This window comes from Mycolicibacterium arenosum (genome assembly GCF_024320865.1).
Lineage (GTDB): Bacteria > Actinomycetota > Actinomycetes > Mycobacteriales > Mycobacteriaceae > Mycobacterium > Mycobacterium arenosum.
The window spans coordinates 48,000-63,505 of sequence record NZ_JANDBD010000016.1; the positions used below are offsets into that span (position 1 = coordinate 48,000).

Sequence of the window (15,506 nt, forward strand, 5' to 3'; positions counted from 1 at the left end):
ACCGGCGTCGACGCGGCATCGCCAAGGGTCCGAGGAACCCGCCCTTGCAACATACCCTCTAGGGGTATAGGTTGGTGTACGCATACCGGGTAGGGGTATCACGCGTTGAAGATGGGAGTTCGGTCATGAGCACGATCACGTACGCCGTCACGGGAATGACCTGCGGGCACTGTGAGCTGTCGGTGCGAGGAGAAGTCAGCGAGGTCGCCGGGGTTCAAGACGTCGAGGTGAGCGCTTCGACGGGCACTCTGATCGTGACTTCCAGCGGTCCCGTCGATGACGCCCAGATCCTGCATGCGGTCGACGAGGCCGGTTATTCGGCGGTGCGTGTCGCATGAACGCTGCGGGACGGTTGGCCGCTTTCGGTGCGGGACTGGCGGTGGCGTTCACGGCTGCGTACGTCACCGCCGCGGCGGTCGACCCCGACACCGCGGTGACGGCCACTCAGCACGTTGGCGCTGAGCCCGCGGTTGATCACAGCGCGCCGATCGAGCAGGCGTTGCCGGTATCTCCTTTGTCCGCTGATCCGCCGGGGTTGTCGCTCGCCCAAGACGGATACGCGCTCAGCGCGGTGCGGGCACCCGGCGCACCCAACGATCGTGGCAGTTTGAGCTTCACCATTGCTGATCCCAGCGGTGCGCCGCTTCTGGACTACGCGACGGTGCACGACAAGCAGCTGCATCTCATCGTCGTCCGTTCTGATGGTGAGCATTTTGCGCATGTACACCCGGTCCTGGATCAGGCAACCGGCATATGGTCGACGCCTTGGACGTGGAAGTCCGCCGGCACCTATCGGGTGTTCGCGGACTTTCAACCTGCCCTGGCCAGCAGCATCAAACTCACGCTCACCCGCACCGTCGACGTGGCCGGCGAGGTGGTCCCGTCGCCCCCGCTGACGACACGGACCTCGGATGAAATTGCCGGGTACACCGTGGAACTCGACGGTGCGCTCACCGCGGGCGTCTCGAAGAAGCTCACAGCAATGGTGACTCGTGACGGCGAGCCGGTGACGACATTGCAGCCCTACCTGGGGGCCTATGGGCACCTCGTCGCGCTGCGTGAGGGCGACCTGGCGTATCTGCATGTGCACCCTGAGGGCGCTGAGCCGGTTGGGGGCCGTACCGGTGGGCCTGGGGTGTCGTTCGCGGCGACCGCACCCACCGCCGGTCGCTACCTGCTCTACCTCGACTTCAAGGTCGACGACACCGTGCACACCGCCACGTTCGTCGTCGACGCCGCACGCGGCGACACCAATCAGCCCGCGCCAGAACCTTCGCGCGACGCCGGCCATGCCGGCGGGCACTGACGACCTCCGTCCGCCTAGAAACTGAAAGACAGAGGCAACACATGACGACATCGACACCCGTGTCCGGCCCGAGCATTGAATTACGCATCGGAGGAATGACCTGCGCCTCCTGCGCCAACCGCATCGAACGCAAGCTCAACAAGATCGACGGCGTCGCGGCAACGGTCAACTACGCGACCGAGAAGGCCACCGTCACGGTGCCCGACGGATACGATCCCGCGCAGCTGCTCGCCGAGGTGGAAAACGCCGGCTACAGCGCCGCGCTACCCACACCGGAGAAGCCCGCCCCGCCCGGAGAGACAGGCGAGACCGACGACCCCGAAAGGGTGTCCCTGCGCCACCGGCTGACCGGTTCGGTGCTGCTATCGGTGCCGGTCATCGCGATGGCGATGATCCCCACGCTGCAGTTCACCTACTGGCAGTGGGCGTCGCTGGTGCTGGCTGCGCCGGTGATCGTCTGGGCGGCGTGGCCGTTTCACCGCGCCGCCTGGGCCAACCTGCGCCACGCCACGGCAACGATGGACACGCTCATCTCCCTGGGCACCTTGTCGGCCTTCCTATGGTCGCTATACGCGCTGTTCTTCGGGACCGCCGGCACCCCGGGAATGAAGCATCCCTTCTGAACTGACACTCGCACCGTCTCACGGCGCCGCCAACATCTACCTCGAAGTCGCCGCTGGCGTAACAACATTCATCCTTGCCGGGCGCTACTTCGAGAAACGGTCCAAACGGCAAGCCGGCGCGGCGTTGCGCGCCCTCCTGGAGATGGGCGCTAAGAAGGTGTCCGTTCTGCGCGACGGCGCGGAAACGAAGATCGCCGTCGAGGACCTGATGGTGGGCGACGAGTTCGTCGTGCGCCCGGGAGAGAAGATCGCCACCGACGGGGTGGTGGCGACGGGGACATCGGCGGTCGATGCCTCGATGCTGACCGGCGAATCGGTCCCCGTGGAGGTCGGTCCGGGTGACACCGTGGTCGGCGCAACCGTCAACGCCGGCGGGCGGCTGGTGGTGCGCGCCACCCGCGTCGGTTCTGACACCCAGCTGGCGCAGATGGCCCAACTGGTGGAGAACGCTCAAACCGGCAAAGCCCAGGTCCAGCGTCTGGCCGACCGCATCTCCGGCGTCTTCGTGCCGATCGTCCTCGCGATCGCGGTGATCACACTCGGCGCATGGCTGGGCGCGGGCTTCCCAGTCGCGGCCGCCTTCACGGCCGCGGTGGCGGTCCTGGTAATCGCCTGCCCCTGCGCGCTCGGTTTGGCTACGCCGACGGCACTTCTGGTGGGCACCGGTCGCGGCGCGCAAATTGGCGTTTTGATCAAGGGCCCGGAGGTGCTGGAGTCCACCCGCAAGGTCGACACCGTGGTGTTGGACAAGACCGGCACGGTCACCACCGGCAAGATGACCCTGGTCGACGTCGTTACCGCGCCGGGAACCGAACGCGTGGACCTGCTCCGGCTGGCCGGCGCATTGGAGAACGCTTCAGAGCACCCGATCGCCCAAGCCATCGCTACCGCCGCCACCGAAGAACTCGGGACGCTACCCACTGCTGAGGATTTCGCCAATGCCGAAGGCAAGGGTGTGCAGGGCGTCGTGGACGGCCACGCCGTCGTCGTGGGGCGCGAATCACTGCTCGCCGACTGGTCCCAACACCTGAGCCCAGAGTTGGTGCAGGCAAAAAGCTCGGCCGAAGCGCAGGGCAAGACGGTGGTTGCCGTCGGCTGGGACGGTCAGGCTCGCGGCGTACTCGTCGTCGCGGACACCGTGAAACCGACGAGCGCTCAGGCGATCTCACAGATGCGGGAACTCGGTCTGACGCCTGTGCTGCTCACCGGGGACAACGAAGCCGTCGCCCGCCAGATCGCCGCCGAGGTCGGCATCGACACCGTGATCGCCGAGGTCATGCCCAAAGACAAGGTCGACGTCATCGCCCGGCTGCAAGCCGAGGGCAAAACGGTGGCGATGGTCGGCGATGGCGTCAACGATGCGCCCGCCCTCGCCCAAGCCGACCTCGGCCTGGCCATGGGTACTGGAACCGATGTCGCGATCGAAGCCTCCGACATCACCCTGGTACGCGGCGACCTGCGCAGCGCCGTCGACGCGATCCGGCTATCCCGCAAAACATTATCGACGATCAAGACGAACCTGTTCTGGGCGTTCGCCTACAACGTCGCCGCCATACCGGTTGCGGCACTGGGCATGCTCAACCCCATGCTCGCCGGTGCGGCCATGGCATTCTCCAGCATCTTCGTCGTAGGCAACAGCCTCCGACTGCGCGGCTTCACATCCACATCCTCGGCCCCCACTCACTAACCCTTACCCCATCAAGGAGAACCCATGTCCGACAAAAAGAACCTGACGTCGAGCTGCTGCTGCAGCGGCTCAACACATGACCTCGACACGACGATCATCAATCCTGCGGCCACGAACCTGCTCGACTCCGAAACGGACGAGACAACATGCTCGGTGATGCCCGGCACGCCAGTGGACAAGACGGCCGCCGAAGCCGCGGGCTTGTTCCGCGACTACCGAGGCCGACGGTACTGGTTGTGCTGTAAAGGATGTGGACCGCGGTTCGATCGTGACCCCGACAAGTACGCCAGCGCGGCGTGACTGGCCTGCCGGACCCCGGCGCCCCCATCCCACAGACCGAAGGAGTTGCCATGACTCACGTCGACGACGCTGACCACTGCCCGGCATCGGGTTCGGTGCACCACGGCTACATCACCGATAAGGACAAATACCTCAAACGCCTAAAACGCATTGAGGGTCAAGCCCGCGGCATCAGCCGGATGATCGAAGAGGAACGCTATTGCATCGACATCCTCACCCAAGCTGACGCATTGACCAAAGCCCTGCAAAGCGTCTCGCTGGCACTGCTCGACGACCATCTCCGACACTGCGTTCGAGACGCAGCTGCCGCCGGGGGGCCAGCCGCCGACGCCAAACTCACCGAAGCATCCGAAGCCATCGCCCGACTCGTGCGGTCATGACCCGCACCGGCGGTGCAGCGACGCGGCCGCCTGGGATCGTCGCCGCTGCACACCCTGGCGCGAACAGACACGTGAGACTCCTCAAGGAGAGCGCAACATGACCAGCCACGACGAGCACGCGTTACCGGCATCGCACAACGGCGTTCACGCCAACCACGACGATCACGGCGAGCACCCTGCTCACGACACCAACGTCCGCCACGACCACCATGGCGACCACGGGGGTCACGCCGGCCACGGCGCCGATCATGTTGCCGTGTTCCGGAAGCTGTTCTGGATCAACTTGATCATCGCCATCCCAGTCATCGCGTTCTCGACCATGTTCGCCATGCTGCTCGGCTACGCAGTGCCCGACGTCCCCGGCGGCCGCTGGATCGCACCACTGCTGGGCACGGTCATGTACGTCGTTGGCGGTCGCCCCTTCCTCACCGGCGCCGTCAGCGAAATCCGTTCCCGCAAACCGGGAATGATGCTGCTCATCGGTCTGGCCATCACCGTCGCATTCTTCGCCTCCTGGGGCGCGAGCCTGGGTGTGCTCCACCACGAACTGGAGTTCTGGTGGGAACTGGCGCTGCTGATCGTCATCATGCTGCTCGGCCACTGGGTCGAGATGCGCTCCCTGGCGCAGACCACCTCCGCGCTGGACTCCCTAGCGGCCCTGCTTCCCGACGAGGCCGAGAAGGTCGACGGCGACCGCATCATCACCGTCTCACCCGCCGACCTGCAGGTGGGAGATCTGGTGGTCGTGCGACCCGGTGGCAGCGTCCCCGCCGACGGCAGAATCGTCGACGGACAAGCGGACATGGACGAGTCGATGGTGACCGGTGAATCGCGGCCGGTGAACCGCGGCGTCGGAGATGCGGTGACAGCCGGAACTGTCGCCACCGATTCCGGTTTGCGGGTCGAAATCACCGCCACCGGCGACGACACCGCCCTGGCGGGAATTCAACGCCTGGTCACCGAAGCGCAGAACTCGTCCTCCCGGGCCCAGCGCCTCGCCGACCGGGCAGCGGGCTGGCTATTCTGGTTCGCTTTGGGGACCGCCGCCATCACCGCCGCGGTGTGGTCGATCGTCGGCGACCCCGACGCCTCCGTCGTCCGGGCGATCACCGTGCTCGTCATCGCTTGCCCCCATGCGTTGGGATTGGCCATACCACTGGTCGTCTCGATCGCCACCGAACGCGCCGCGCGGGGAGGCGTGCTGATCAAGGACCGCCTCGCCCTAGAAGGAATGCGCACCGTTAACGCTGTGCTCTTCGACAAAACCGGCACCCTCACCAAGGGCGAACCGACCGTGACCGCGATCGAGGCCATCGGCGACCTCGACGACGACAACGTGCTCGCCCTGGCCGCCGCCGCCGAGGCCGACAGTGAACACCCCCTGGCACGGGCAATCGTGAAAGCCGCCGAGGAGCGGGGACTGACTGTGCCACGCGCGAACGGTTTCTCGTCGTCTCCCGCCGTCGGGGTGACTGCCACGGTCGACGGACACGAGATCCGCGTGGGTGGCCCGCGCCTGCTCGAAGACATTGGCGCGCAGGAAGTTCACGCGGCGACCTCGTGGCGCGAGGAGGGCGCGATCATTCTGCACGTGATCCGCGACGGCGCTGTCGTCGGCGGGCTGCGCCTGGCCGACGAGATCCGCCCCGAATCACGCGACGCGGTCGATGCCTTGCACAAGCTCGGCGTCGAGGTGGTCATGATCACCGGTGACGCCGAGGCGGTCGCCCAGGCGGTGGGCTATGAACTCGGTATCGACCGGGTGTTCGCCGGCGTACGCCCGGAGGACAAGGCGTCGAAGGTCTCTGCCCTGCAGCGTGAGGGCAAGAAGGTCGCGATGGTCGGCGATGGTGTCAACGACGCCCCGGCGTTGGCGCAGGCCGACGTTGGCATCGCGATCGGCGCCGGCACCGACGTCGCCATCGCCTCTGCCGGTGTCATCTTGGCCAGTTCCGACCCGCGCTCGGTGCTGTCGGTGATCGAGCTGTCCCGTGCGAGCTACCGAAAGATGAAGCAGAACCTGTGGTGGGGGGCGGGCTACAACCTCATTGCAGTGCCGTTGGCTGCCGGTGTGCTCGCGCCGATCGGGTTTGTGCTGCCGATGTCAGTCGGTGCGATCTTGATGTCGCTGTCGACGATCGTCGTGGCGCTCAACGCGCAACTGTTACGCCGCCTCGACCTGAGCCCTGCGGCCAGCGCACGCGCAGTCCTGGATCGCTGACACCGCTCATGTGCACGCGCGGCCTATCGGCCGGGGCACTTTCGAGGATCGGTCGAGCGGCGACAGCGGCTAGGCACCTGCCTACCGTTGCGGATCCCACACCAACGCAGAGGTCAGCTGTCTACTCGCCGTGATCATGATCGCTGTGGTCGTCATGCAGCGGCTCCGCGGGTGGGGCCGGAACGTCGGCCGGCGCCGGTGCCGCCGACTCGCCGGCAGGCTCTTTCACCGGCGCTGGTGTCGCTGATTCGTCGGCAGGCTTATCCACCGGCGGCGGGGTGGGCGGCTCGTGGGTGCTGTCAGGGCTGTGGGCATGCTCGCCGGCCGTCCCGTGGTCATCGCCCTTCTCGGGCTCGGTGCCAGCGCCGTGGTGATCGCCATGCCCACCCTCGGGGGCCGCCCCGCGACCACCGTCTGCGCTCGCTGGCGCGTGATGGCCGTGCTGCAGACCTGAAGCAACACCCACCGTGGACGCCAGCGCCACGACACCGACTGCGCCCATGAGCACTAATGCGCTGCCGAAAAACGGTACCGGCTGTCCTTGCAGGCCGCGGTACCACACCCAGCTGGCGCCCATCACGACGTAGATTTGAAGTAGTAGCGCGCAAAGGTCAGCGGCTTGCACCAATTCTGCTTCCCCCGCGTGGGGTCCGAACGGGGCTCCCGCGGTCCTGGACACGGCCCACAGAGCAATGGCTCCAAGGTTGAGCATGATGCCGGCAGCAAGCACGGGAGTCGTGGTTCGAGCGAGAACCAGCCGCGCCCAGAGCAGTTGGAAGAGGGCGATCGATGTGAAGAACACGCCAGCGGGCATCCACTCTTGCCAGTGGGTGGGTACGACGGCGAAGTGGATAACCGAAGCGCCCAGCGAGGCGAGCGCGGCTAGCCGAGCTGCCAACCGGCTGTCGGTTTTCTTCGCTGTCCTTGGCGCCACCGAATTAGGATGACAGCGCCATCCGCGACAGCGGTTGCATGACATCACATCTCAACCCGACCGAGATTCATTCGTCATCAACTACTGTCCTTCTACGTAGATGAGGTCGATGTCAGCCTTGGTGTCTCGACCATCGCCGCTTGACCCTGCGGTAGAACCCGCTCGCACTAAGCTTCGGCGAATGTGGCGGTATCGGGTGTCGTTGGTGGCTGCTGAGGAGCGGTTTCAAACATTCGTCCGCGATGCAGGTCAGCGCGTCCTGGTGCGCAGTCGGACTTGCAGTTGCTGCCGTACTTCTTGGTGGATGTCGACTCTGATGGTCGGGGCAACCTCAAGCGTCGCCGCCAGCCCGTAGCGGACCGGTGCCGCCAAGCGGCCGGCGTCGACGCGGCAGTCAACGTTGATCTCAAGCGCATCGCCCGCTGCAAACGCGACGGCCCGTTGTCCTTCGAGTATCTCGTGTTGCACGGTGCCGTTGCGGGATACACGTGCCTCAGCTTCGAGGCGATCGACTCCCAGTGGTTGGCGCGGGGGTTCAAACGACAAGCGCGCCATGCGATGCCGGCGCGTCGCCGTGTTCACCGGGGACAGCCACGCCAAGGTTATCGTCAGCCGTCGCCAGTCGGTCGTGGCGGCCAGGCTGCCCGGTAGCGGCAGTTCGAACGTGTGGCGTTGGTCGGCTGTGATCGAGCCGGCGCCCAGGAGAAGAACTCTGGTGGTCGTGGCCGAGATGACCCGTTCGAGGTCAACAGCGCCATAGCCGAGGAGCTGGGAGATGGCACGGCGGGTCAGATCCTCGCCGCCGACGATCGCGCGGGTCAGCCCGTCACGCATCGGACCCCACGTCGCCGCGTGAACGAGCAGAGCCTTGGTGAGAACCGGATGGTATTCGGCAGATGCGAAGGGCGGTTCTCCGTCGACAGCCTGCAGGGCTTCGAGAACGTTGAAGATGTGGTCGGCGGTGCGCGTCGCCAAGGCAGTGGCGTTGCTTGTCCCGTGCAGATACGTGGTCCCGTTGAGCGCTCCACCGCGTCCGGGCGCGGCGACGCGCATCCCGGGACCGGTGATCGTCGTTTCTGCCTGATACAGGGTGGTGGTCCCTTCGGCAGCGGGCGGGCGCTGGTGCAGACTACGGCCGCCGGGCAGCAGTATCTCGGGCTTGACTGAATTGCGGTGGCCGAAGCCCACCGGACTGTAGAGCGCGGGCATCCCCATATCGGTCGTGTCGAGCACCGTGTCACTGGTCGGGGTGCTTGCGGCATCGGCGTGCAGGGCTCCGACGGAGATCACGTTCACCGCTTCAGCGGGGGAGAGGAGCCGTCGTCGGCGCGCCTGCTCGTACATGGTGGTGCCGACCGCGCGTCGTAGTTCGTCTGCGTCGAGGAGGGCTGCTGCAGGGATATCGGCGTCGATGGCATGGTTGCCTGCGCTGACCAGGATCAGCACGTTGTAGGTGTGGGCAAGCCAGTCCAGAAGTTTGGCCAGCGGGCTGATACGTCGGACGAACATCTGGATGGGGTCGCCGATGGACAAGTTGATGATTCTTACGCTGGGCGCCACGGGGTCGTGTTGCCCGCGTCGTTCAAAGATGCGGCGAAAGGCCTCATGGATGAGATCAACCAATAGGCGATCTCGCAGGACCGTTTCCTCTTGGCCGTTGAACGGGTGTGGCTGCATGATCGGTCGCACGTACACCCGGCGCTGTGTCGACTCCCGGGGGGCGTTGAGGTCGCCATGACAGATCAGTGACGCCATGGCGGTACCGTGCTGCATTTGTGATGCCGTGTAAGACGCGGCGATTTCATCTGGATCGTCGATGACCAGTCGTTCGGCGAGGGCGATGTGGCCGGCCATCGGCAGTCCGTCGAGCAGCGCGATGCGCGGACGGTGATCGACGGGCTTCGCCGAAAGCGCCTCGGAGTCAAGGGGTTCATCGGAGGGCGCCACCGCGGGGATGGTCATCGGTCGTGCCGGAGAGACGTACATGATCGTGTCGGTGGTCAGCAGTGCGATCGCGTCGGGCCCGCGGTCGAGTACCGCCTCGACTTGGCTGTAAGGGACGTCGGCGAGAATGGCGTGGTAGCCGATACCAGTTATGGCCGCTTGAGTGATGACTTGGCCGCCAGCGTCGGTGATCAGTGTTCGCACTGCCGTTTCGGCGGCCGCCCGGCGTGCGGCGTCGCGGCGGAACCAGAGTTCGATTTCGACGCGGGCCATGGTGGTTGACTGGCCAACGACGGCGACGTCTTCGCGCCAGCGCTCCAGCAGACCGGTCTCGCGGACACGATCTTGGGGTCCCCAGCGCCTCACTTCTCGCAACAGTGCAAAGACATCACGTAGCGGTGCCAATCCGAAAGGCATTGCTGCTTGGCGGTTTTCCTGCCACCGCGCGAAGAGGACAAGGAGGTCGACGACAGCTTGGTTGTTCGACATCACGACATAGAGGCTGTCGCTCACGACATCGTCGGTCGGTTCGCCATCGCGTACCGGATGGAAGTCGTCGTCGGCGGCGAACTCGTCACCGTCAACTTCGAGGAGAAATTCCAGCCCGGGCACCCGGGCAGCCGCCCGGGCGAACTCGGCTACCGGAGCGGCGAGATCGAAGACGACCACCAGTTCGGGATCGGCTTCGGTGGTGTCACCATCCACGTCGACACGGCCGGCCTGCAAGGCTTCCTGCAGGGCGGCGAATTGGGGTTCCAAGCGCTGCTGTTGTCGGGCAGGTCCCGGTCCGGCGATCCGAGTCCCCGGGAAGCGGGGTGCGCCGGTGGGGATGGACCCCACGGCAGGGGCTCCGAAAGACAGCGGTTGGCGGGGAGCGGTCACGTCTCCCTCGTGGCGGCGCGCTGCTTAAGCCGTTCCCTCACAACATCTTCGACACGGCCATCGGGGAGCGACAAGACATAACGGCGCATGACATCGAGCGCAAATTCTTCGATGTCGGCGTAGCTTGAGCCGGCAAGCTTGTCGGCGAGAGTGCGCGGCGCCATACCCAGATTCCCGCCGAGGCGCACGCGCAGCTGCTCCAGGAAATCTGTTGCTTGCGCCCGAGATGGCGGAGCCAGGATCAGCCGGACCTGAAATCGGCGCCACGCCGCGCGGTCGAGCAGTTCGCCGTGGTTGGTCGCGCACACGGCGACGACATGTGAGGGCAATCGGTCGATCTGTAGGAGCAGCGTCGACACGACGCGTTTGATCTCGCCGGTTTCGTGCGCATCGGCGCGCTCTTTGGCTATGGTGTCGAACTCGTCGAAGAAAAGTACACACCGCCGGGTCCGGGCGAACTCAAACACATGATCGATTCGGCTCGTCGTTTCTCCGAGGAAGCTGGAGACCACCCCCTCGTAGCGCACGGCGTAGAAGGGCACCATCAGCTCCGCGGCCAGGGCTTCGGCGAGCGAGGTCTTGCCGTTGCCGGGCGGCCCTTCTAGGAGGATGCGGTTGCGGGGCTCTAGGCCGTGGCTGCGTAGAAGTTCGCTACGGTGATGCTCCTCGATGATCTCGGTGACCGCCGCTGTGATGGCTGGAGCCATCTGCACCTCTGACAGTCGCCGTTTAGGCACAATCTCGGTGACGAGATCGGCGACCTGGCGTGCGGTGTCATCGCGGGCGAGCAGACTGCGAGCCCCAGCAGTGGTGATCAACTCAGACAAGCGATCAGCTACAAGATGGTGCTGGTTGCTGCGCTCCTCGGCGATGATCGCCTCCACCAGCATGCGAAACCGAGCGACGTCGCCACGCTGTTGAGCCTCGACTAGATCGATCACCAGGTCAGATCTCGCCATGCCCCCTCCTTGCGCAATGCTGTTCGTCCGATCATTGCAGACACGCTTGCCGCCGCCGGTTCAGCGTGGCCCAGTGTCGTGCCCGCTGGCAGCGGGAATCCATCGAGATAACAACCGTGAGGCAGTTGGCAGTCGGCGGCGAACGCAACCGGCAATGGGGTAGGAGTGGACACCCTCTCGGGTGACTGAGGCGCCCCCGCTGAGGCGCAGGCGATCAGGATGATTGTGGGCAGCAGGGCCCAGTCTCTCGTCGCGCTGCAGCCCACCAAAAAAATTGGGTAAAGTGACGATATGGCTACGAAGAAGGCTGGCGGCGCCAAGAGTGCATCAAAGAAGGTGGCCGTCAGAGCTCAAGCGACGAGGGCGCCCACCGCGAAGGCGGCCGCAGCCGGGGCTGCGCGGAGGGGCCGGGTCGCCGCTGACGACCCCTTGTCTGAACAGCGGGTCCTGTACCTCGTAGACGTGTTCTCGCGTGCACAGCTCGCCAAGTTGATTGGCGTCAGCCCATCACAGACTTCCCGATGGGCATCAGGTGAAGAGCGTCCTGGCCCCGCCGCAGCTCCGGCGCTGATCGATCTAGAACATGTGTATTCGCGGGCGCGCTTGGTATGGGGAGGTGACTCAGCGCGTATCTGGATGGAAAGCGCTAACGCCTTCCTTGGGGGAGCCCGACCTCTTGATGTTCTCGTTACCGACGGAGCCGCTCGGGTTCTTCAAACGCTCGACGCAGAGATGTGGGGCGGGGCGGCGTGAGTGCTGGTATATCGCGTCTTTCCCCACCTTGAAACTGCTCCGCTCGGAGAGCCAGGGCATCCGCTGTATGAACACCGCCCGCAGCGTGGTGGCCGGGCCGACCATCCCGACTATTACGTGTGGTGTTTGGCCCGACAATCCGAAGCCGCGTGCGGCGAAGCGTTCGGTAACTTGTCGCGCTGGGTCGACTCAATGTTCGATTTTCCGGCAGTGCCCGGTGCGCGGAAGACACTCGGAGTGTACGAACTGCCAGACGATCTGCGCATTTGCGACCTTGATGATCCGCACCGCCTAGTAGAGCTAGGGCTTCGACCGACACATATCGTTACTCGCAACCTCGCAGTCACTTCAGAGTGGGCGCACCGGATCTGGGCTCAGCGCTCTCCTGCCATCGAGGACCGAAAATGGCAGGCGGTGCAGTGGTGGTCCTTCCATCGGCCAACTTGGACCGTCATCGCCAGTTGGCAACGGCCCAAGCTCGTCGAACTGGAGCATCTGAACCTCGACCACCCAGCCGTTGTTGCGGCAGCTAAGAGCCTCAACCGGCCTCTATAGACAAACCCGCGACCAGATCACCATCACCAATAACCGCTCGCCGGCCGCCGTTCTGATCCGCGGGGCTTCAGCCGCGACTAAATCACGGTCGAGCGAGACCCACTGGTGCTGGTCTTTCGGTGACCTCGGTCTCGCGCGACGATGTGCCAAAGCAGCCCGACAGGGTTGGCGCACCCCACCGCTCCTCACGAGGCGCGAAGAACTGGCTTGTTCTCAGCCACCGCGAACTCGCAGGTGCGCCCCTTGGGCCCGCTGACACCTGACCTGCATTACAAGAATCTTGTAACAGGATTCTTGTTACAAGTATTCAATAACAAGAATCATGTAATCCCTGGTCGCTGGTGTGCGTACCTTTCCGTCAGCTGCATTGAGTTCGAGTCCGCACACCCTAGAAACTCCGAAGGGGAAACCCCCGCGTGTGCCGCCGGTGTGCCAAGACACGCAGCTAGGAGTGCAGAGGCATCGGACGGTGCGGCAAACCTGAGACGCGTGAGCTGGACTTATAGGTATTGATGCGACTAGCGAGAATCACGGAGACGCAGGGCGGCGCGATTTACACACCAGCGGTCGCAGGTTCGATACCTGTCGCGCCCACCAACAGGACCGCCGGCGCGGGCGTCCCGTCGAAGTGCGCCACTCTCGGCGCAAGGGTGTTCATCGAAATCGACACGTGCGTCACCATCGGTGCAGCACGGTGCCCATTCCCGGTTTTGTTTGCGAACGCAAGGGTGAACGCACGTTCACGTCAGCCATTGTTTCGGTTTTTCAACTAGTCGCACTAGGCATTTGCACGACTACCTTCAGTTACTGAAATTGTTGATCGAAACATCCTAGTCGCAGCCATCTACATCTCCGTCAATATCACGCGAACCGCCATTTGCCCTATTCGCCTACTTCTGCATGATTCGCTGCGGATGATGCCAACAAGCAGCGCATACACCCAGTTCAGAGCCGCGGATTACACGAATTGTGGTTTGTGTCACGTGTTAGCAGGGAATCGCGTTTCATGTGGAACGGATCTCAGGGGAGCGGGATCCCAAAGGGGCTTTACAGGAAACGAGGAAAACTCATGTGGCAAATAACTAGCGGACGTATTCCGAACCCGGTTCGCAAGATCGCGGTCGGCGGTGCAGCGACCATTGCGGTATCGGCTTTGGGCGTTGCTCTATTGCTGCCCGCCAATGGCGCCACGGGAACCGACGTGATGGAGGTGGCGGCCATCGACGAGTCCAGCACGACGCTGGGGTTCGCGGATTCCGACATGTTCGGGCTCACGCCGGCGCAGGTCGATGAGCATCTCGACCAGATGCAGGCTATGGGCGTCAACAACGTCCGGATCATGATCCCGTGGGCGGCCGTCGAGTTCTACCCCGACGCGTACGACTTCAGCACCGTCGACTACATGGTCAACGCCGCGGACGCACGTGGCATGGGTGTTCTCGCCGTGCTGAACTCCAGCCCGTACTGGGCGGTTCCGGCGGGCCAGCCGGGAATCAGCGGGCAGCCGGCCAACCCCGCCGACTACGCCGAGTTCGTCGGGCTGGTGGCGGAGCGCTACGAGGGCAAGGTCGGCGCGTACGAGATCTGGAACGAGCCGAACTCGGCGCTGTCGTTCGCGCCCAGTCCCGATCCGGTGAAGTACACCCAACTGCTGCAAGCGGCGTACCCCGCGATCAAGGCGGCCGATCCGGATGCCGTTGTGGTGGGCGGTGTCACCGGCGCCGTCGTGGATTACGGCGACATCCTCAAGAACCCGGTGTCCTTCACCCAGGAGATGTACGACGCGGGTGCTGCGGGCTATTTCGACGCCCTCTCATTCCATCCCTACCTGTACTCGCTGCCGTTCTCGCAGGGCGCGCCGTACCCGGAATCGCCGCTGACGCAGCTCAATCGGATGCGGGAGATCATGGTGGCCAACGGCGACGGCGACAAGCTGATCTGGGCGAGCGAGTACGGCGAACCGACATCGGTGGTCGACGAGGCCACTCAGGCCGCGTACCTGAACGACATGATCACGACCTGGCGCACGCTGGGCTACACGGGGCCCACGTTCGTCTACACGCTGAACGATCGCGACAGCGCCAGCACCGATCCGGAGGCCACCCTCGGCGTTATCCGGTCGGACGGCACGTGGAAGCCGGCCGCCTACGTCATCCAAGATCTCGCGACCGACCCGGCGACCGTGCAGCTTGCGGCGTCGATGTCACGGCTGTCATTCGCCGCACCCGAGACGGCCGTCGACCCGGCGGCCGTACCCTCGCTCGCGCCGGCCACCGCAACCGCACCGGCGTGGGTCACCCCCGCCGACGCGACGATGACGGTGATGGACACGAGCCTGAACTCCGCCATGGAGACGATGGCCTCCCTGGCAACGATGAATCCGATCACCATCGCGGCGACCTCCATGACGGCTACGGGCCTGGTGACCGCGACTGCCCTGGACCAGGTCGGCGAGGCCGTGGGGTCGATGGCGGCGATGATCGCGGGCCAGACGCCGCCCACCGCCGGCACACCCGTCGTCCCCACCACGGGCCCGAACGAAGTCTCTCCGTTGCAGATGGTGAACACAGCGTTCGCTCCCACGCCGACCGGCGGACTCGGCGCCACTCCCGAGGACGCGCAGGGCACCGCGCGTACGGGGGTGCTGTCACCGTCGCTTCCAGACGCCCCCCTCGCGCCCGAGGCCGCACCCTCGGGTTCGGTGACTGCGGACACCGCGACGCCCGCGACCCCCGCCACGCCGGCGACCCCCGCCACGCCGGCGACGCCCGCCACCCCGGCGACCCCGGCGACCCCGGGGCAGCCCGCAGCCGAAGCGAACGTGGAGCGGGGCCGGCAGGACGCCGGCCGGGATCGACACGACAGCCGCAAGGGTCGGTCGGACGCGCGGCAGGATCGTTCGCACCGCGACGGAGGTGACCGTGAGCGGCCTCGCCGTGACCGGGATCGCTGACGGGTGGCA

General features: G+C 65.2%; 11 protein-coding genes and 1 pseudogene. 9 read left to right on the forward strand and 3 right to left on the reverse strand.

Features of this window, described 5'->3' with window-relative positions; genetic code table 11:
- Nucleotides 1-125 precede the first annotated feature (125 nt).
- The 6 genes and pseudogenes from NM203_RS29755 to NM203_RS29780 all read left to right on the forward strand — a co-directional run bounded on the left by NM203_RS29755 (nucleotide 126) and on the right by NM203_RS29780 (nucleotide 6,517).
- Nucleotides 126-338 carry a heavy-metal-associated domain-containing protein gene (locus NM203_RS29755; protein WP_255064355.1) on the forward strand — a complete coding sequence of 71 codons (213 nt, stop codon included), beginning with the start codon at nucleotides 126-128 and terminating at the stop codon, nucleotides 336-338.
- A complete protein-coding gene (locus tag NM203_RS29760; protein ID WP_030133933.1) occupies nucleotides 335-1,306 on the forward strand; it encodes a DUF8832 domain-containing protein in 972 nt (323 codons plus the stop codon). Before NM203_RS29755 ends, NM203_RS29760 begins: the two co-directional genes overlap by 4 nt.
- A gap of 41 nt (nucleotides 1,307-1,347) precedes the next feature.
- Nucleotides 1,348-3,616: pseudogene (locus NM203_RS29765) on the forward strand (heavy metal translocating P-type ATPase).
- A 24-nt stretch (nucleotides 3,617-3,640) separates the two neighbouring features.
- Nucleotides 3,641-3,916, forward strand: a complete 276-nt coding sequence (locus NM203_RS29770; RefSeq protein ID WP_222882777.1) for a YHS domain-containing protein — start codon at nucleotides 3,641-3,643, stop codon at nucleotides 3,914-3,916.
- A 50-nt stretch (nucleotides 3,917-3,966) separates the two neighbouring features.
- Nucleotides 3,967-4,296 (forward strand): metal-sensitive transcriptional regulator, encoded by a 330-nt coding sequence (locus NM203_RS29775; protein WP_222882776.1) that lies wholly within the window; start codon nucleotides 3,967-3,969, stop codon nucleotides 4,294-4,296.
- A gap of 328 nt (nucleotides 4,297-4,624) precedes the next feature.
- Nucleotides 4,625-6,517 carry a heavy metal translocating P-type ATPase gene (locus NM203_RS29780; RefSeq protein ID WP_255064356.1) on the forward strand — a complete coding sequence of 631 codons (1,893 nt, stop codon included), beginning with the start codon at nucleotides 4,625-4,627 and terminating at the stop codon, nucleotides 6,515-6,517.
- Between the two features lie 121 nt (nucleotides 6,518-6,638).
- Here the strand turns inward: NM203_RS29780 and NM203_RS29785 are convergent, their stop codons facing one another.
- The 3 genes from NM203_RS29785 to NM203_RS29795 form a co-directional block, all read right to left on the reverse strand.
- The gene (locus NM203_RS29785; RefSeq protein WP_255064357.1) at nucleotides 6,639-7,499 is read right to left on the reverse strand and encodes a hypothetical protein; all 861 of its coding nucleotides are present in this window, start codon (nucleotides 7,497-7,499) and stop codon (nucleotides 6,639-6,641) included.
- Nucleotides 7,500-7,700: 201 nt separating this feature from the next.
- A complete protein-coding gene (locus tag NM203_RS29790) occupies nucleotides 7,701-10,154 on the reverse strand; it encodes a S8 family peptidase (protein ID WP_255064358.1) in 2,454 nt (817 codons plus the stop codon).
- A 119-nt stretch (nucleotides 10,155-10,273) separates the two neighbouring features.
- Entirely contained in the window at nucleotides 10,274-11,236 is a 963-nt protein-coding gene (locus tag NM203_RS29795; RefSeq protein ID WP_255064359.1) for an AAA family ATPase, read from the reverse strand.
- Between the two features lie 291 nt (nucleotides 11,237-11,527).
- On the opposite strand from NM203_RS29795, the gene NM203_RS29800 reads away from it, so the two are divergent.
- The 3 genes from NM203_RS29800 (at nucleotide 11,528) to NM203_RS29810 (ending at nucleotide 15,497) form a co-directional block, all read left to right on the forward strand.
- Nucleotides 11,528-11,989 carry an antitoxin Xre/MbcA/ParS toxin-binding domain-containing protein gene (locus NM203_RS29800; RefSeq protein WP_255064360.1) on the forward strand — a complete coding sequence of 154 codons (462 nt, stop codon included), beginning with the start codon at nucleotides 11,528-11,530 and terminating at the stop codon, nucleotides 11,987-11,989.
- Nucleotides 11,990-12,544, forward strand: a complete 555-nt coding sequence (locus tag NM203_RS29805) for an RES domain-containing protein (RefSeq protein WP_255064361.1) — start codon at nucleotides 11,990-11,992, stop codon at nucleotides 12,542-12,544.
- Between the two features lie 1,069 nt (nucleotides 12,545-13,613).
- Nucleotides 13,614-15,497: a cellulase family glycosylhydrolase gene (locus NM203_RS29810; protein ID WP_255064363.1), complete on the forward strand. Its 1,884-nt coding sequence runs from the start codon at nucleotides 13,614-13,616 to the stop codon at nucleotides 15,495-15,497.
- Nucleotides 15,498-15,506: the final 9 nt, after the last annotated feature.